Raw genomic sequence first — 19,156 nt, 5'->3', positions numbered from 1 at the left:
TAACATTTCCAAGCCATTTTTAACCATTATTTTCAAAAAAAGAAACCGCTAGTTACTATAATGTATAGTTAACTAACGATTTCAAATTCATGCTCACTACATTAGCTTATAATACATAGCTCAATTGACCAGATTCTTTAAATACGTCATCAATCGTTGCACCGCCTAAACAAACTTCACCGTCGTATAACACTACGGATTGTCCTGGTGTAATTGCACGTACGGGTTCGTCAAATGTAACACGAATTGCATTATCGTGTTCTTTTTGTACAAAGACTTTTGTATCTTTTTGACGATATCTAAATTTAGCCGTACATTCAAAGCCATTTTCAAGATCTACATTATTAATAAATGACACATCAGACGCAATTAAATAATCACTGTATAACGCTTCATGATGGAAACCTTGTTCTACATATAGGACATTGTCATTTAAATTTTTGCCTACTACAAACCAAGGGTCACCATCTCCACCAATACCTAAACCATGACGTTGACCAATTGTATAGTACATCAAGCCTGCATGAGTACCTATTTTCTTACCATCAAGTGTACGCATATCTCCAGATTGTGCTGGTAAATACTGTGATAAGAACTCTTTGAAGTTTCGTTCACCAATGAAGCAGATACCAGTGGAATCTTTCTTCTTAGCCGTTGCTAAATCTTGTTCTTCTGCAATTTGACGCACTTCTTTTTTTTCTATGTTTCCGATTGGGAACATTACTTTAGACAGTTGTTCTTGAGATAATTGATTTAAAAAATAAGTTTGATCTTTGTTATTATCGACGCCACGTAACATTTCTACGTGTCCGTCTTCACTACGACGAACACGTGCATAATGACCTGTTGCGACATAGTCAGCACCTAATTTAAGTGCGTGTTCTAAGAATGCTTTGAATTTAATCTCCTTATTACACATCACATCAGGGTTAGGCGTGCGTCCTTTTTTATATTCATCTAAGAAATATGTGAATACTTTATCCCAATATTCTTTTTCAAAATTAACTGCATAATATGGAATACCTATTTGGTTACATACTGCAATCACATCATTATAATCTTCAGTGGCTGTACAAACACCATTTTCATCGGTGTCATCCCAGTTCTTCATGAAGATGCCTATGACATCATAGCCTTGCTCTTTCAAAATATGTGCCGTCACTGAACTATCTACGCCACCAGACATACCTACAACTACACGTGTATCTTTATTTGACACTATGCTTCCTCCTTAAATTTATGGTAAATCTTGTGAATTTCCATTGCTATATATTTAATTTCCTGTTCTGTCGTTTGTTCATTAAAACTAAATCGAATAGAATGTTTCGCTCTATCATCGTCACCATACATCGCTTGTAAAACATGTGAAGGTGTAGTCGTACCTGCAGTACACGCTGAGCCAGAAGAAACATAAATGTTTGATAAATCTAACAAAGTTAACATTGTTTCTACATCGACAAATGGTAAATATAAATTGACAATATGACCTGTTGTATCAATCATTGAACCATTGAGTTCAAAAGGAACTGAACGCTCCTGTAATGTTACTAAAAATAGATTTTTCAAGTTCATTAAATGAATATTATGTTCGTCCATATTCTGATTCGATAATTGTAACGCTTCTGCTAATCCAACAATTTGAGCTAAGTTCTCTGTTCCAGCTCTACGTTTAGCTTCTTGTTCTCCACCTAGTTGCTGATATTTTAATGGTGTTTGTTCTTTGAGCAATAATGCACCTACACCTTTAGGGCCGCCAAATTTGTGTGCTGTTATGCTCATTGCATCTATATGAAATTCATAAAAATCAATGTCAAGATGACCAACCGCTTGTACTGCATCTACATGGAAATACGCATTTGATTGAGCCATAAGTTCATCAATATCATACATAGGCTGGACTGTTCCAACTTCATTATTAACAAACATGATAGATACTAAAGTTGTCTCTTCGGTTATCGCTTGTCGTAGCTGATCTAAATCGACCATACCCGATTTATCAACATCTAGATAAGTTACGTCAAAACCTTCTCTTTCAAGTTGTTCAAATACATGGAGTACAGAATGATGTTCAATTTTAGATGTAATGATATGTTTACCTTTATCTATTTGATTGTAGGCGATACCTTTAATTGCCAGATTATTTGACTCTGTCGCACCACTAGTGAAAATCACCTCATTAGGTTTTGCATTAAAAGTTTGGGCAACCGTTCTGCGCGCCTCATCTAAATATCGTCTTGCATCCCTACCTTTATTATGAATCGAAGAAGGATTTCCAAAGTGTGTTGCATAGATTTCCATCATTTTATCAATAACTGCTTGTTTAACTGGGGTTGTAGCAGCATGATCTGCATATACTTCCATGTTTGACACTCCTTAAACTTTTATCAATGTTCCAATGATAGCACCAACGTACAAATTTTTCTAGTTGTCTGTTTCAAAATGTCCATTTTCATCTATGTCTTTAAAATCATCTAATAATTTCAAAGTCTCATCAGTATCTGTCAATCGTTGATTATTTAAACTTACATTCATCAATTGTCGATTGGATACTTTCCAATGTGTCGCATCAAAGTGCGATTGTAGATAGGTATCATGTGTGACAATTAATACTTGCCCATCGAAACTTTCAATCATTCCTAAGATCAAATCTTGAGTTGCAATATCGAAATAATTTGTAGGTTCATCTAATATAAGTAACTGTGGATTTGAGAAAAATAATAATACAAATTGAAGTCTGCTTCTTTCTCCCATGGATAATGTATCTATCTGCTGATCGACTTTATCTTGACCGAAACCAAATGAAGCTAATATGGTTTGTCCGTGACTTCTCGTCATACCGTCTAATTCCAACACCATTTCTAAAGGCGTTTGTTCATAGTTTAAACAGTCATTTTGTTGGTCGAAATATGCAATTTTTATGGAAGGTGTAATATGAACTCGTCCTTGATCAGGTACACAAATTCCTCTTATCAATGCAATGAGTAATGACTTCCCACTACCATTTGGTCCTGTTAATAAAATATTCTCTTTATTTTTTATTTCAAAATGTGCATCTTGATATATAACCTTATGATTTAGCACCATTGTTAAATCTTCAATTCTTAGTAGATAACGTTTTTGCAATGATACTTTGGAGTTGAAATGATAGTTCCTATTATCATGCATAGGTGCTTTAATTTGTTGCTTGTCTAGTTTTTGTTTTATTTGAGTTTCTTTGGTTTTAGCCTTTTTAGCTAATTTACTCAGTTTCTTTTGCTGGTTGGGGTCTCTAACGCTTGCCGATGCATGTGCTGATGTATACCATTCTTTGATACGTTGCATGGTTGCTTCTAAAGCCTTAATCTCTTTTTGTTGTTTCTCATATGCCTTGGCTTGAGTTTGAATTTCCATATTTCTTATTGATTGATATTGGTTATAATTTCCATGAAACTTTCGTGTACATTGTTTCGTGATTTCAAAAATATAGTTTGCCGTTTGATTAATAAATCCTCTATGGTGAGAAATAAACACGATGGTTTGTTGTGATTTGTTCATCTCTCTTATTAGATTTTCAATCATATATTGGTCAAGATGATTCGTAGGTTCATCTAATAGGATGAGTGCTTTTTCAGACATAAATGCTCGTAATAAAGCAATGCTCGTCTGTTGCCCCCTGCTTAACATGCCAATAGGTTGTTCCAAGCTTTGCTCAGATAGTTGAAAACGTTTGGCTTGTGTAATGATATTTTGTTCAATTTCATATCCATTGATAGCGATATAGTCACTAATTTTGTCAACATTTGTTTCCAATTGTTTTCTTAAACTTGAAACTTCCGGAAAATTTAATAATACAAAATCTAATCCCGACATCGTTTCATACGCCTGCATATCTTGTTCCATAAGATACGTTTCATCTTTATATTTTTCATGTAATGCTTTTAATAAGGTCGATTTACCAATGCCATTATCACCAACAATTGCAGCACGGGCACCAACTTCAATTTCTAAATTGACATAGTTAATCAATGTTTTGCCATATTTTTCAAATGGCTTTTGTATAAAATAAAAAGACATACTCTATCCCTCATTTCTAAGGATATAATACGTCTTTAACTCAACAGTTATTTAAATTTAAAAGCATATACGGCTACTTAAAGTTTAATACTATTTTAGACATAGTTATATCCCATAATTTGTTTATTTATCTGTTGTTGTTTGTAGTATTGCTTATGAGATTTATCCATAGTATTTTTCTTAAGCCACCTATCGTTATAATTTATTACATTATAGCAATGAGCAGTTTCTTACGCAAGTTCAAAATCTCCTGTTATACTTCAAAGTACTAATTATCATTAAAGGAGGACAATGATAGAAATGAAAGATTTAAAGTTATCTGCATTAAATTTAGTACCAATTCGTGAAGGTCAAGATGACAAAGCTGCACTTGATGATATGGTCACGCTCGCTCAAAACCTAGAGTCTTTAGACTATTCGCGTTATTGGATAGCCGAACATCACAACGCTCCAAATTTAGTGAGTTCCGCCACTGCGCTCTTAATACAACACACGCTTGAACATACATCAACTATACGTGTCGGTTCTGGTGGTATTATGCTCCCTAATCATGCTCCATTAATCGTCGCAGAACAATTCGGAACGATGGCAACACTATTTCCAAATCGTGTAGATCTAGGTTTAGGTCGAGCACCTGGAACAGATATGATGACCGCAAGTGCATTGCGCCGAGACCAACATAATGGTGTTTATGCATTTCCAGAAGAAGTAGAACAATTGGCAACTTATTTTGGACCTGCAAATCAACAAGCTTATGTACGTGCATATCCAGCAGTCGATAAAAATGTACCATTATATATCCTTGGTTCTTCAACGGATTCCGCTCATTTAGCTGCTCGTAAAGGATTACCATATGTATTCGCAGGACATTTTGCACCACAACAAATGAAAGATGCAATTCAAATTTATAAAGAACTATTTGAACCATCTGATGTATTAAGTGAGCCATATGTTATGGTTTGTTTAAATGCGATTGTTGCAGATACTGATGAACAAGCAGAATATTTATCTACTACTCAAGCACAGGTCATGGTGAGTATTACACGTGGAAGAATGCAACCCGTCCAACCACCTACAGACGATTTAAGAGGTTTATTAACGCCAACAGAATTTGAATTAGCTAAACAAAGAATGGCCCAATCTCTTATAGGCTCTGAAGCAACAGTAAAAGAGAAGCTTCAATCATTTATCCAAGAACATGATGATATTGATGAATTAATGGCAATTAGTTACATTTATGATCAAGACGCACAGCTAGAATCCTACAAAAAACTCAAAAATGTAATAGACCATTTATAAACAACTACAAGTTAAACAAAATATTTATGTCCCTTCTTAAAACTATTTGAAATAGTAGTTAAGAAGGGCTTTTTCAAACAAAAAAACTCAACGAACCACTATGTTCGCTGAGTTTATACAATCTTTGGGAATAAAAGATTATCTTTCGTCTTTATTGTCATCTCTTTTATCGTTATCACTGCCACCAGTGAATTTATCGATTTGTTCTGATGCTTGTTTTGCTTTTTCGTTATCTGTATCTTTTAATTTATCTGATACATTTTTTGCTGCTTCTTTAGCTTTATCTAAGAAATTTTCAGCCATTGGAATCACTCCTTAACTTTGTTTATAAATTACTTGAAATTATTTTTTAAATTTGTCGATTACTTCGTTCGCTTTGTCTTTTGCATTTTCTACAAATTCTTTAGCTTTACCAGAAGTCTTATCTTCTTTACCTTCATTTTCTAATTCTTTATTATCAGTAACATTACCTACTGTTTCTTTAACGTTACCTTTTGCTTGTTCAAATTTATTTTCATCTGCCATTATAAAAACCTCCTTACGATGTATATTTAGTAATTACCACTAATACATCGAATTAAACATTTTAAATAAATTTAATTAAAAGTTTTTCACTTAAAATGGAATAAAGTTAAACAAAATGATTATAACTTAAATATAAAACATATAACCATCTAAATTGTTTGTATCCTTGTAATCCGCTAAATATTTCAACGATGTATTGTCAAGGACATCTCTAACTGCATCTCTCATTCTTATCCAAAGTTGTTTTTGTGCTGGTGGCTCCGATTCAATACTTTCTACAAATGTAATTGGACCTTCTAATAAGCGAATAATATCACCTGCAGTAATTTCCTCTGCTGGTATTCTTAATTGGTAACCACCTTTTGCACCACGAACACTTCGAATTAATCCGGCATTTCTCAATGGGCCTACAAGTTGTTCTAGATATAGGTCACTCAAGTTATTTTCTTCTGCAATAGATTTTAATGATACACATCCTTGACCTTCTTTTTTAGCCAAAGATATCATTAGTGTTAATCCATATCTTCCTTTAGTTGAAATTTTCATTATATTACCTCACTTAATTCGAATACTATATATTAACATTCTATCATTTTTTAAGTTAATATAGTATTAGAAAGGTGTGAAAGATTGTGACAAACGAACCACTCGCGTCGAGAATGAGGCCAAACAACATAGATGAGATTATTTCGCAAACGCATCTAGTTGGCCCTAAAGGTATAATTAGAAGAATGGTTGATACGAAACGACTATCTTCTATGATTTTTTATGGTCCACCTGGCATTGGTAAAACAAGTATCGCAAAAGCCATTTCTGGAAGTACACAATTTAAATTTAGACAGCTAAATGCTGTTACAAATACGAAAAAAGATATGCAACTTATCGTTGAAGAAGCCAAAATGTCTGGCCAGGTCATTCTATTATTAGATGAAATACATCGTTTAGATAAAGCAAAACAAGATTTCCTGTTACCACATTTGGAAAATGGAAAAATTGTCCTTATTGGTGCAACAACCTCTAATCCATATCATGCGATAAATCCAGCGATACGCTCCAGAGCTCAAATATTCGAGTTGTTTCCACTCGATGAAAATGATATTAGAATTTCATTAGATCGCGCTATTCATGATACTGAACGTGGTTTAGGTAAGTATAATCCAAATGTTGATGAAGAAGCATTGACTTACTTTGCTACGCAAAGTCAAGGAGATGTGAGAAGTGCATTAAATGCACTAGAATTAGCAGTTTTAAGTGCTGAAACTGTAAATGAAGAAAGACATATAACATTACAAGATGCTAAGGACTGCCTGCAAAAAGGTGCATTTGTGAGTGATAAAGATGGTGATATGCATTACGATGTTATGAGTGCATTTCAAAAATCAATTAGAGGCAGCGATGTCAATGCTGCACTACACTATTTGGCCCGCCTAATAGAAGCTGGTGATTTACCAACAATCGCTAGAAGATTATTAGTTATTAGTTTTGAAGATATTGGCCTAGCCTCACCAAGTGCAGGTCAAAGAACTTTAGCTGCAATAGAATCTGCAGAACGTTTAGGTTTCCCTGAAGCACGTATACCATTAAGCCAAGCTGTAATTGAACTTTGCTTATCTCCAAAATCAAATTCTGGCATCTCAGCGATTGATGCAGCACTCTCAGATATTCGCAAGGGGCATGTTGGTCAAATACCTGATCACTTAAAAGATGGTCATTACGCTGGAGCTAAAGAACTTGGTAGAGCAATCGATTATCAATATCCTCACAGTTATGACAGTGGCTTCGTACCACAACAGTATTTACCAGACAAATTGAAACGAAAAATATATTATGAACCTAAGACAACTTCAAAAGCAGAACAACAATTTAAATCTATTTATGATCAGATTACACAATCTCAACATAAAAAATAAAGTACGAACGTGTCATAACATTAGTGGAATACACAAAGTTTATAAGAATATAAAAAGAGACTAGACCCATATACAATACGGTTCTAGTCTCAAATTTTAGAAAAACACTTACTACTTCTTATCTTTAATACGCATCACTGGAATATCTTTCAGAATATCGTTAATGACATAGCTCGCACAAATTAATCCTACAACACTTGGTACAAATGCATTGGATGACGGTGGCATCTGTCCTTTTCTCGTTGGTGCATTGGCATCTCCTACTGTTTCAATAACATCTTCGCGAATCATAATTGGGCTCTCATCTGAAAATACTACTGGAATTCCTTTATATATACCTAATTTTTTTAATTTTCTACGGATCATTTTTGCCATAGGATCCATGTAGGTCTTAGAAATATCAGCAATTTGAAATCTAGTTGGGTCTGTCTTATTAGCTGCACCCATACTTGAAATAACCGCAATACCTCTCTCTAAGCATTCTTTCATCAAATGCACTTTGTACATTAATGTATCACTAGCATCTATAAAATAATCAATATCATAATTATTAAAGAGCGCTTCATACGTTTCCTCAGTATAAAACATATGCAATGACGTAACTTTACAATCAGGATTGATTTGTTTAATACGCTCTTCCATCAACGTTACTTTACTCTGACCTATTGTAGTAGTTAAAGCATGGATTTGACGATTTACGTTAGTAATGTCGACATCATCTTTATCAATTAATATGATATGTCCTATATTGGTACGTGCAAGTGCCTCTGCTGCGAATGAACCAACACCACCCACACCAAGTACAACAACTGTTTGTTTTTTTAATAGCGCTAAACCTTCTTGACCATATGCTAATTCATTTCTGGAAAATTGATGCTTCATGTTATACTCCTTTATCGTATATGTGAGTTTTATTTAATTATTATTTGAAAGTTTATCAATATGATGAACTTTAACTTTATTGTATTGAAAATCTTATTTTATATCAAAAAAATACGCAAGACCGAAGTCTTGCGTACCGATAGAGTCCGTGCGTGCCGTAGTTATAAAATGCTTGATCATTCGGCCTGCTTATAACAGGTGGGTGCCCTGTTTCTTGTTTTGCAAGTCCTCCTATTGAGGCGTGTGCGCTGCAAGAAAACCCATTGGGCTCCCGGATCAAAGAGTGTTAGGCCCAAATATGAAGCAAACTTACGAACACCACAGATGACTATCTTATGGAATTATCATACCACATATAATAGATTTAGCAAGAATAAAAGCTTTACGTTTATTCTAATGACGAATACGTAATGATAATTCTTCTAGCTGATTATCAGATACTTCACTAGGTGCATCTGTAAGTAGACAAGTTGCTGACGCTGTTTTAGGGAATGCAATAGTATCACGTAAGTTTGTACGACCAGTTAATAACATCACTAAACGGTCTAAACCAAGTGCAATACCGCCATGTGGTGGTGCACCGTATTTGAATGCGTCTAATAGGAATCCAAATTGTTCTTGTGCTTGTTCTTCGGTAAATCCTAGTACTTCAAACATTTTAGACTGTAAGTCAGCATTATGAATTCTGATAGATCCTCCACCAAGTTCATAACCATTTAATACAACATCATAAGCATTAGCTTGTGCATTTTCAGGTTCATGATCTAATTTTTCAATATCTTCTTGTTTTGGCGCTGTGAATGGATGATGTGCCGCAGTATAACGTTTTAAATCTTCGTCATATTCAAGTAAAGGCCAATCCGTTACCCATAAGAAGTTTAGTTTTGATTCATCAATAAGTTTTAACTCTTTAGCAAGTTTAAGTCTTAATGCGCCAAGACTTTGTGCGACAACTTCTGGTTTATCTGCCACAAATAATACTAGGTCGCCTGCTTCTGCTGCAGTTAATGATTTTAATTTTTCAACATGATCCGCTTCAAAGAATCTAGCTATAGGACCGTTAAGACCTTCATCTACAACTTTAACCCAAGCTAAACCTTTTGCACCATAAATATTAACAAATTCAGTTAGCGCATCAATATCTTTACGTGTATATTGATCTGCTGCACCTTTTGCAACAATCGCTTTTACTTGACCATTTTGATTAACAGTATCTTTAAACACTTTAAAGTCCATAATTTCACCAAGTTCTGATACATTAATCAATTCCATGTCAAAACGTGTATCTGGTTTATCTGAACCGTAACGCTCCATTGCTTCCTCATATGTCATTCTAGGGAACGGACGTGGTACTTCCACCCCCTTCACTTCTTTGACAACATTTTGGAGCATTTCTTCACCCATATCCATGACATCTTCTTGATCTACGAAGCTCATTTCAATATCTACCTGCGTAAATTCCGGTTGGCGATCGGCACGTAAGTCTTCATCACGGAAACACTTAACGATTTGGTAGTATTTATCAAAGCCACTAATCATTAACAATTGCTTGAATATTTGAGGTGATTGCGGTAACGCATAAAATTCACCATCATGTACACGAGATGGCACAAGATAGTCTCGTGCGCCTTCAGGTGTTGATTTCGTTAAGACAGGTGTTTCAATATCAAAGAATCCTTCTTTATCTAAATATTGTCTAATCGCACGTGTTGTTTGATGTCTCATTTTAAATGTTTGCGCTAATTCTTGACGTCTCAAATCAAGATATCTATATTTCAACCGTATATTTTCATCTACATTTTGGTTTTCTTCATTAATTGCAAACGGAGGTGTCTCTGATTTATTTATAATTGTTATATCTGAAACTTGCACTTCTACTTGTCCTGTTGCAATTTTCGGATTAACTGTTTGCGGATCACGCTTTTTAACTAATCCTTTAACTTCAACCACATATTCTGATCTTACCGTTTCAGCAACTTTTAATGCTTCTTCAGAAAAATCTGGGTTAAATACAATTTGGACATAACCTTCACGGTCACGTAAATCTACAAATATCAATCCGCCTAAATCTCTACGGTTGTGTACCCAACCTTTTAATGTCACTTCTTGGTCTAGTAACGCTTCTGTCACTAAACCACAGTATGTTGTACGCTTGCTCATATGATATCTACTCCTTATTTTTTAAAATAATTAACTAATTGATCTAACTCAATTGCTTCGCTTTCACCCGATTGCATATTTTTAATATTGATTTGATTGTTTTCTAATTCTTGATCACCAATAACGATTGTATATTTTGCATTCAATCTATCAGCTTGTTTCATCTGACCTTTAACCTTACGTTGTAAATAGTCTTTATCAGCTTTTACGCCATGACGTCTTAAATCATTTAATAATTTAACCGCATATCGGTCTGCATCTTCACCCATCGTTACGATAAATAAATCAAATTCATGTTCCACATCAAGCTCTATTTTCTCTTCATCTAATGCTAACAATAATCTTTCAATACTTAAGGCGAAACCAATACCTGTTTGGCTCGGACCATCTAATAATTCTAATAAACCATTATATCGTCCACCACCACATAAAGTTGTTATCGCACCATCATAATTAGGGTTATCAATCATGAGTTCGAATGCGGTATGTGTATAATAATCTAATCCACGTACCAAATTAGGATCTTCTACATAAGGTACGCCTAAATCGTCTAAATGTCGTTTTACTTCTGCATAATATTGTTTTGATTCATCATTTAAAAACTCTGTAATCCTAGGTGCTGTTTTTACTGCTTCTTTATCTCTATCTATTTTACAATCCAAAATACGCATTGGATTCGTGTGTAAACGTGCTTGGCAATCACTACAGAAATCATCAATTACTGGTTCAAAGTGACGCACTAAGGCTTCATTATATTCATGACGAGAATCAGCATCGCCAATACTGTTGATAACAAGCTTCAAATGTTTTAAACCAAATGACTGATAAATATGCATCGCCATTGCTAATACTTCTGCATCAATTCCTGGATTTTCAGCACCAATTGCTTCAACGCCAAATTGTGTAAACTGACGGTAACGTCCCTTTTGCTTACGCTCATATCTGAACATTGGACCATTATAATAAAGTTTAACTGGTTGGTTAGGTATACCCTGCATTTTATGCTCAATATAAGATCGCACAACTGCAGCCGTTCCCTCTGGTCGCAAGGTAATGCTACGATCACCTTTATCTTTAAATGTATACATTTCTTTTTGAACTACATCCGTAGAATCTCCTACACCACGTGCGAATAAATCAGTACTTTCAAAAATAGGTGTACGAATTTCTTGGTAATTGTAAACTTCCATTAACTCATCTAATCTATTTTCAATAAAACGCCATCTTTTTGTTTCATCTGGTAAAATATCTTGCGTTCCTCTAGGAATATTTATCATAGAATCTCTCCTTTTATGCAATAAAAAAACCCTTGCATGACTAAATAGTCATACAAGGGACGAATTTCCGTGTTGCCACCCTAATTGGTTATAGACATATATCTGTAACCCACTTCATACGATTAACGCTCGTTACGCGACTCAATAGAGCACCTGTTCTTGTGTTAATCATTTCTAAGTTACTCTGCATAATTTTTCAGCCTTGAATTATGTCTCTACGCACTTTAAATGCTACCATTTCGATTAGAAAAATCAAGAATCATATCGGTTTTAATATAGAATTCATACTCAATAATAACGACTTTATGTTTATTATGCAACCTTTTTATTCTGAAAAATATGCACGTAGTCCATCTACCACTGCTTTTTCTAAAATTTGTCGGTGCAATTGATCTGTAATCATATCTTCATCAGTAGGATTGCTAATATAACCTAATTCAAGCAATACTGCCGGTACATTCGTTTGTCTCAATACTTGGAAGTTTTCTTGCCTTGCTCCCTTATTCGTTAACAATGCTTTCTTTTGCAAACTTGCACTTAAAGTTTCTGCAAGTGCCTTTTGATTATCTTTAAACCAATATACCGTACTGCCATTGGCTTTTGAAGATTTAAGGGAATCATTATGTATACTAATATAAGCATCACCTTTGATATTGCGATCATCAAGTGTCACATATTCATCTACTTCGCGCGTCATTTTCACGTTAGCGCCCTCTTTTTCAAGCAGTGACTTTAACTCTTTCGCAGTTTTCAATGTGTATACTTTTTCTGTACTTTTCTTTGAAGTATTACTTGATGCCCCCTGGTCACTACCACCGTGACCAGGATCAAGTACAATTGTTTTGCCTTTTAAAGGTTTTTCATTGGGATTAGTGTCAGCTTGAATGTCCAAATTTGTATGCCAACCTGCGACCCATCCTTTTTCTTTATTATTACTTGATACTACTTCTATCCATTTACCATTTTTTCCAATTTTATGAAAATGTTGCCCTTGATCAATGGCTTTAATTTCAGGATAAGCAGCGCTTGGTCCAGTTCTTAATTCTGCATCTTCAGTCACGTAAATCGTACTACTATCTTCATCATTTTGATTCAGAAATCCAATGATCATTATGATGAAAATAACAAAGGCTACTGCAACAATCAGCATAGGAAAATTTCTCAAATTATGTTTTTCTAACCAAGTATTGATTTTAATCATAGGATTTTGCCATCCTGACTTTCGTAGATAATTGTGACTGGTCCATCGTTAGCAATATCCACTAACATATCTGTGCCAAATTCACCTGTTTGTACTTCTATATCATAAGAGCGTAGTGTATCATTGAATAATTCATAGAGTTCATTCGCACGATCAGGTGCCATGGATTGCGAGAATCCGGGACGGTTCCCTTTTCTAACGTCTGCATATAAAGTAAATTGTGATATTGATAAAATTTGACCCTCAGCCTGCTGTATATTTAAATTGAGCTTACCTTCATCATCCTCAAATAAACGAGCATTAACAATTTTTTTAGCTAATGCTACTACATCTGCTTCGGTTGATGTCTTTCCTACACCAACGAGCAAACAGTAGCCTTTATTTATATGATGTGCTATAGCTTCATTTGTAACGGAAGCATGTTTAACTCTTTGGACTACTATTCTCATTTGGTTGCACCTCTAATTCCAAACTCTCGTGACTGTATACACATCACCGAGTTGTTTAATTTTTTCTACAACTTGGTAAACTTCACTGACATTTTTGACCATGACACTGATATTGATAATTGCATTTTTATCTATATCAGAACGTCCAGAAACTTTAACTAGGTTACTTTGTGTCGAATTGACAGCTTGAAGTACCTCGTTTAATAGACCATTTCGGTCATAAGCAGATACTTCTAAATCAACTTGGTAACGTTGTGTCGAATCTTTAGAACGTACCCATTCAACATGTATGAGTCTTTCTTGTTCATTTTTTATATTAGGGCAATCTGTGCGATGCACTTTGATACCGTGCCCTTTCGTGATATATCCTACAATATCATCTCCAGGGATTGGATTACAACATTTTGATAATCGGATTAATACATTTTCTATACCTTCAACATAAACACCACTGTCAGTAGTTATATCGTCTTTAATAGGTACTGACTTCGTTATGGCTTGTGCTTCATTCAATGCTTTTTGTTTATCTAATATGCGTTGCTTTTCAGTCAGCTTATTGACAATTTGTAGTGCCGTCACACCACCAAAACCTACAGCAGCAAACAAGTCTTCTTCATTGGCAAAATTATATTTATCATTAACCACGGCAATATTTTCATCAGTAAGTACTGTATCTACTCTAAACCCTTGTTCTTTAATTTCTGCTTCAATCATGAACTTCCCTTTTTCAATATTAGAAGAACGATCTTGCTTTTTAAAGAAGCTACGAATTTTACTTTTAGCACTTGAAGACTTAACTATTTTCAACCAATCTCTACTAGGTCCATAAGAATGCTTGCTAGTTCTAATTTCAACAATATCACCTGTTTGTAACACATAGTCGATGGGCTCTATTTTACCATTAACTTTTGACCCAATCATTTTGTTTCCAACTTCACTGTGCACTGCATAAGCAAAATCAATCGGCACAGCACCATATGGTAACTCTATAACATCACTTTCTGGTGTGAATGCATACACTTTATCACTTTGTAAATCAAACTTAAGTGTTTCCATAAATTCTTCAGCATCAGAAGTGGTATTGTCAGTTTCCGCTAATTCTTTAATCCAGTTTAATTTGTTATTGAAATTTTGTGTCTTTTCAGTAACTTTTTTACCTTCTTTATATGCCCAATGTGCAGCAACACCATGTTCTGCAATTTCGTGCATTTCAAACGTTCTTATTTGAATTTCAAGTGGATCACCGTTCGGGCCAACGACTGTCGTATGTAATGATTGGTACATATTCTGCTTAGGCATTGCGATGTAATCCTTAAAGCGTCCAGGCATTGGTTTCCATAATGTATGCACTAATCCCAATACCGCATAACAATCATTAATCGAGTTTACAATAATTCTAATTGCTAATAAATCAAAGATTTGGTCAAATTGTTTTTTCTGTTTCACCATTTTACGATAGATACTATAAATATGTTTTGGACGTCCGTTTATGTCGCCCACAATATTCATCTTAGCTAAATCTGTTTGAATTTGATCTATTGCATTGTGAATATATGCTTCACGCTCACTACGTTTTTTCTTCATGAGATTAACAATTCTGAAATATTGTACGGAATCTGTATATCTAAGTGCAGTATCTTCTAACTCCCACTTGATTGTGTTGATCCCTAATCTATGAGCTAATGGTGCATAGATTTCAAGCGTTTCTTTTGATATCCTAACTTGTTTCTCACGAGGCATAGCTTTTAATGTTCTCATATTATGTAAACGGTCAGCTAATTTCACTAAAATAACACGCACGTCTTTAGCGATTGCGATAAAGAGCTTTCTGTGATTTTCAGCTTGCTGTTCTTCTTTAGAACGATACTTTACTTTTTTAAGTTTTGTTACACCTTCAACGATCACTGCAATTTCTTCATTGAACATTCCTTTAACATCATCAAATGTATATGGTGTATCTTCAATGACATCATGTAAAAAACCTGCAACTATGGTAGGCCCATCTAAATGCATCTCAGTCAATATACCCGCAACTTGAATCGGATGCATAATGTAAGGTAGTCCGTTTTTTCGAAATTGGCCTTCATGCGCTTCATATGCTATATGATAACTTTTTAATACGAAATCATATTCTTCTTTTGATAAATATGATTTTGCTTTGGATAGTACTTCATCTGCACTATATGGATATTCATTGTTCACTTAAGACACCCCTATACTAAATATTAATCACTATTAGTACCCAGTATTATTTTTCGTTAGCTCTGTTAATATTTATGATGCAACGAATTTTTACGTTATTAGGCCAAAATATGTATAATAGTTATATAATACTACATGTTAATCAATAAATAAATGCGTAGATAACACTATTACTAAAATATGAACTAATTTTAATCAAGGGTAAACTTATTTGAGAACAATCTATTTCATGAAAACATAATAAAGCCAGATGACAAATATTCTAAGTTTTGTCATCTGGCTTAACTTTATTATTTATTATTCGTCATAAGAGATTAAACTCATAACATCATAATCTTTAATTTTTTCAATTCCATTTAAATATTTAAGTTCAATAATAAATGCAATACCTACAACAATACCGCCTAATTTTTCAACTAGCTTAATTGCCGCTTCAATAGTGCCTCCAGTAGCCAATAAATCATCTGTAATCAACACACGTTGACCCGGTCTAATCGCGTCATTATGCATTGTTAAAACGTTCGTACCATACTCTAAATCATACTCATAACGTATCACTTCACGAGGTAGTTTGCCTTCTTTACGTACTGGTGCAAAACCAATCCCCATCGAATATGCTACTGGGCAACCAATAATAAAACCACGCGCTTCAGGCCCAACAATTACATCTATATCTCTATTTTTAGCATATGCCACGATTTGATCGGTTGCATAACCGTAAGCTTCTCCATTATCCATAATTGTCGTAATATCTTTGAAACTTACTCCAGGTTTTGGCCAATCTTCAACTTCAGACACATATTGTTTTAAATCCATTCAAACTTCCTCCTAATTATCTACCAGTTCAGTTTTAAACCATTGTTTTAAATGATTAAAGTCATCATAAAGTAATACTTTTTCAACTTCTATTCTATCAAGTCTACCTTGATAATATTTACTGGATTCAATTTCTCTTTTGGTTGAAACACTATTCATTTTGATTATACCATTTTCATCTTTTATAAACTCTAAATCCAAGAAAACTTTTAAGATAAATTTAAGCATACTTGGTTGTATATTTAAATACTGACTTAACTGCATACCTTCTTTTGCTAAATTCGTCTCTTTTTTATTGGCTAAAGCCTTAAAACACTGTTTAAATGTATCCATCTTAGGCATACCTTCAAAATAAATTGAGTGTTCATGATTTAACACTAAATAGATTTGTGACGGTCGCATTGTTTTTAATGTTGCTTTAATGGCATCCATTGACGGCGGTAAATCTCTAAATACATATTTATCGTATGATTGTTCTATAACATCGCCATAATAGTAATAATTGTCCCCAAGTTTTTCGCTACGACTATGAATCAGATATGCAACTTGACTAGTGTCCTGATCTATTTCATTAATCTTACGCTTACTTCTGTAATCCAATATTTGTAAACTATTACTTGCAATGTCTTGAATCATAAATTGAGGTGATTGGAATCCATTCCATTCATTTATTTGCAATGTACCGATTACATTAATTGGTTGTTGTGCACCTAACTCATTGGCTAGATGACCATTTTGCCAAAATAGCGCTTGTAATTGCTGCTCACCCATAACTAATTTTAAATGGTTTTTGTCTTGACCAATAGCTTTCGCCTGATTGACAACAATATCTTCTAGTTTAAAGCATGGGCTAGAAAAATCCGTTCCAAATGGTCGTAATTTTTGGACATCTTGAATATTTTTAATGGTAATGTCATTTTCTGAAATAGTAACATCGACTTTTTTAACGGGTTCTAAAGACGTTGTTGCAGCAAGCTGCGACATCCAATCATTTAGACCTTGTTGCAATTGTTCAATATTTTCTATCGGCATCGTTACGCCTGCTGCCATATGATGTCCACCAAATTTTGAAATTAAGTCAGAATGTGCATTTAATATTTCAAACATGGAAACTTGCTCAATACTACGGGCAGAACCTTTCGCATGATCTTGACCTTCATCTATATTTAAAATTAAAGTAGGTAGACTATAAGTTTCTACAACCTTCGAAGCAACAATACCTAGTACACCTTCATGCCAGTCTGGTTGTGCTAACAATAGAAATTGTGCGCCTTTTTTCACTTGGCTATCGGCAATCGCTAAAGCTTCTTCTGTAATTTGAGCGACAATATCCTTACGTTCTTGATTGAAAAATTCTACTTGCTCCGCTAAAAATTCTGCCTCTTCTTCAGTTTCAGTCATCAATAATTCAGCAGCCAATGCAGCATCCTCTAATCTACCTACTGCATTTAGTCTTGGACCAATAATGAACCCGATTGTTTCTTCTGTAATTTCATCATTATTTCCAGCTTGTTTTAAAATCGCTTTAATCGATGCTGGGCAATGATGATTAAGTACCTCTAAACCTTGTTTAACTAGAGTTCTATTTTCATCAGTTAGCGAAACTAAATCTGCCACTGTACCTATTGCAACCAGTGCTAAAAAATGTGCTGGAGGTTCATCTAATAATTTTTGCGCTAATTTATACGCTACACCTGCACCACATAAATATTTAAATGGATAATCATATTCTGGATGCATTGGATGTACAATGGCGAATGCATTAGGCATTGTGCGGCCAATTTCATGATGGTCTGTTACAATTACATCCACACCTAAATCTTGCACCATTTGAATTTCTTCATGTCCTTGTATCCCATTATCAACAGTAATGATTAATGAAATACCTTCTTCATGGGCATTTTTAAATGCCATTTCATTGGGGCCATATCCTTCTGAAAATCTATTTGGAATATACCATCCTACATGGGCACCTAGCTCTTTTAATGTTTCAACTAAAATCGTAGTCGATGTCACACCATCGGCATCATAATCTCCATAAACTAATATTTTCTGATTTTGATCAATAGCTAAATTAATACGTTCTATTGCTTTATCCATATCACTCATTAAATTTGGGTCGTGTGTAACTTGGACACCCTTTAACAAATCGTTGATATCTGCTTTTTCTGTAATACCCTTACTTTCTAGTATTTTTTTTACAATAGGAGTTAGTTTTAAATCTGATGAAACATCCTCTGTAATTTCATTTTCTGGTGTTTTAACGTCCCAAGTATACTTTGATTTAATCATACTATTCTCCCTCATTTCCACAAGTCATTATACAAAAGATATCTCAAAATAAAAAGTAGTTCCATTTATTAGAAGCACTTTTATTTTAAT

General features: G+C 34.3%; 16 protein-coding genes and 1 other RNA gene. 2 read left to right on the top strand and 15 right to left on the bottom strand.

Going from position 1 to position 19,156, the window contains the following annotated elements:
- Positions 1–106: 106 nt before the first annotated feature.
- The 3 genes from mnmA to sal are packed head-to-tail and all read right to left on the bottom strand — an operon-like array spanning position 107 to position 4,053.
- Entirely contained in the window at positions 107–1,219 is a 1,113-nt protein-coding gene (mnmA, locus tag ACSULM_RS00790) for a tRNA 2-thiouridine(34) synthase MnmA (protein ID WP_436859848.1), read from the bottom strand.
- The gene (locus ACSULM_RS00785) at positions 1,219–2,361 is read right to left on the bottom strand and encodes a cysteine desulfurase family protein (protein ID WP_436859847.1); all 1,143 of its coding nucleotides are present in this window, start codon (positions 2,359–2,361) and stop codon (positions 1,219–1,221) included. Before ACSULM_RS00785 ends, mnmA begins: the two co-directional genes overlap by 1 nt.
- 60 nt (positions 2,362–2,421) lie before the next feature.
- The gene (gene sal, locus ACSULM_RS00780) at positions 2,422–4,053 is read right to left on the bottom strand and encodes a Sal family ABC-F type ribosomal protection protein (RefSeq protein WP_436859846.1); all 1,632 of its coding nucleotides are present in this window, start codon (positions 4,051–4,053) and stop codon (positions 2,422–2,424) included.
- 300 nt (positions 4,054–4,353) lie between these two features.
- On the opposite strand from sal, the gene ACSULM_RS00775 reads away from it, so the two are divergent.
- Positions 4,354–5,352: an LLM class flavin-dependent oxidoreductase gene (locus tag ACSULM_RS00775; protein ID WP_436859845.1), complete on the top strand. Its 999-nt coding sequence runs from the start codon at positions 4,354–4,356 to the stop codon at positions 5,350–5,352.
- Positions 5,353–5,490: 138 nt separating this feature from the next.
- Here the strand turns inward: ACSULM_RS00775 and ACSULM_RS00770 are convergent, their stop codons facing one another.
- The 3 genes from ACSULM_RS00770 to cymR all read right to left on the bottom strand — a co-directional run bounded on the left by ACSULM_RS00770 (position 5,491) and on the right by cymR (position 6,423).
- Positions 5,491–5,655 carry a hypothetical protein gene (locus tag ACSULM_RS00770; RefSeq protein ID WP_436854039.1) on the bottom strand — a complete coding sequence of 55 codons (165 nt, stop codon included), beginning with the start codon at positions 5,653–5,655 and terminating at the stop codon, positions 5,491–5,493.
- Positions 5,656–5,694: 39 nt separating this feature from the next.
- Positions 5,695–5,877 carry a CsbD family protein gene (locus ACSULM_RS00765; RefSeq protein WP_002483111.1) on the bottom strand — a complete coding sequence of 61 codons (183 nt, stop codon included), beginning with the start codon at positions 5,875–5,877 and terminating at the stop codon, positions 5,695–5,697.
- A gap of 126 nt (positions 5,878–6,003) precedes the next feature.
- The gene (gene cymR, locus ACSULM_RS00760; RefSeq protein ID WP_436854040.1) at positions 6,004–6,423 is read right to left on the bottom strand and encodes a cysteine metabolism transcriptional regulator CymR; all 420 of its coding nucleotides are present in this window, start codon (positions 6,421–6,423) and stop codon (positions 6,004–6,006) included.
- Between the two features lie 86 nt (positions 6,424–6,509).
- Between cymR and ACSULM_RS00755 the strand changes: the two genes are divergently transcribed.
- Positions 6,510–7,787, top strand: a complete 1,278-nt coding sequence (locus ACSULM_RS00755; RefSeq protein WP_436859844.1) for a replication-associated recombination protein A — start codon at positions 6,510–6,512, stop codon at positions 7,785–7,787.
- Positions 7,788–7,898: 111 nt separating this feature from the next.
- Here ACSULM_RS00755 and ACSULM_RS00750 read toward each other — a convergent pair whose 3' ends face one another.
- The 9 genes from ACSULM_RS00750 to recJ all read right to left on the bottom strand — a co-directional run bounded on the left by ACSULM_RS00750 (position 7,899) and on the right by recJ (position 19,066).
- Positions 7,899–8,669: a tRNA threonylcarbamoyladenosine dehydratase gene (locus ACSULM_RS00750; protein WP_436859843.1), complete on the bottom strand. Its 771-nt coding sequence runs from the start codon at positions 8,667–8,669 to the stop codon at positions 7,899–7,901.
- A 139-nt stretch (positions 8,670–8,808) separates the two neighbouring features.
- Positions 8,809–8,999, bottom strand: a non-coding RNA gene (ssrS, locus tag ACSULM_RS00745) — 6S RNA.
- A 63-nt stretch (positions 9,000–9,062) separates the two neighbouring features.
- The gene (gene aspS, locus ACSULM_RS00740) at positions 9,063–10,829 is read right to left on the bottom strand and encodes an aspartate--tRNA ligase (RefSeq protein ID WP_436859842.1); all 1,767 of its coding nucleotides are present in this window, start codon (positions 10,827–10,829) and stop codon (positions 9,063–9,065) included.
- Positions 10,830–10,843: 14 nt separating this feature from the next.
- Positions 10,844–12,106 carry a histidine--tRNA ligase gene (gene hisS, locus ACSULM_RS00735; RefSeq protein ID WP_436859841.1) on the bottom strand — a complete coding sequence of 421 codons (1,263 nt, stop codon included), beginning with the start codon at positions 12,104–12,106 and terminating at the stop codon, positions 10,844–10,846.
- A 325-nt stretch (positions 12,107–12,431) separates the two neighbouring features.
- Positions 12,432–13,307 (bottom strand): N-acetylmuramoyl-L-alanine amidase, encoded by an 876-nt coding sequence (locus tag ACSULM_RS00730; protein WP_436859840.1) that lies wholly within the window; start codon positions 13,305–13,307, stop codon positions 12,432–12,434.
- Positions 13,304–13,756 (bottom strand): D-aminoacyl-tRNA deacylase, encoded by a 453-nt coding sequence (dtd, locus tag ACSULM_RS00725; RefSeq protein WP_436859839.1) that lies wholly within the window; start codon positions 13,754–13,756, stop codon positions 13,304–13,306. The genes ACSULM_RS00730 and dtd overlap by 4 nt, the downstream gene beginning before the upstream one ends.
- A 12-nt stretch (positions 13,757–13,768) precedes the next feature.
- Positions 13,769–15,958, bottom strand: a complete 2,190-nt coding sequence (locus ACSULM_RS00720) for a RelA/SpoT family protein (protein ID WP_436854047.1) — start codon at positions 15,956–15,958, stop codon at positions 13,769–13,771.
- A 297-nt stretch (positions 15,959–16,255) separates the two neighbouring features.
- On the bottom strand, positions 16,256–16,774 hold the full coding sequence (locus ACSULM_RS00715) for an adenine phosphoribosyltransferase (protein ID WP_436859838.1): 519 nt from the start codon (positions 16,772–16,774) through the stop codon (positions 16,256–16,258).
- 12 nt (positions 16,775–16,786) lie between these two features.
- Positions 16,787–19,066, bottom strand: coding sequence for a single-stranded-DNA-specific exonuclease RecJ (gene recJ / locus ACSULM_RS00710; protein WP_436859837.1), 2,280 nt, complete (start codon positions 19,064–19,066; stop codon positions 16,787–16,789).
- Positions 19,067–19,156: the final 90 nt, after the last annotated feature.

Source organism: Staphylococcus caeli, from assembly GCF_051413795.1.
Classification (GTDB): Bacteria; Bacillota; Bacilli; order Staphylococcales; family Staphylococcaceae; genus Staphylococcus; species Staphylococcus caeli_A.
The sequence above is the reverse complement of the archived record's forward strand: the minus strand, read 5'-3'. Positions and strand labels throughout refer to the sequence as shown.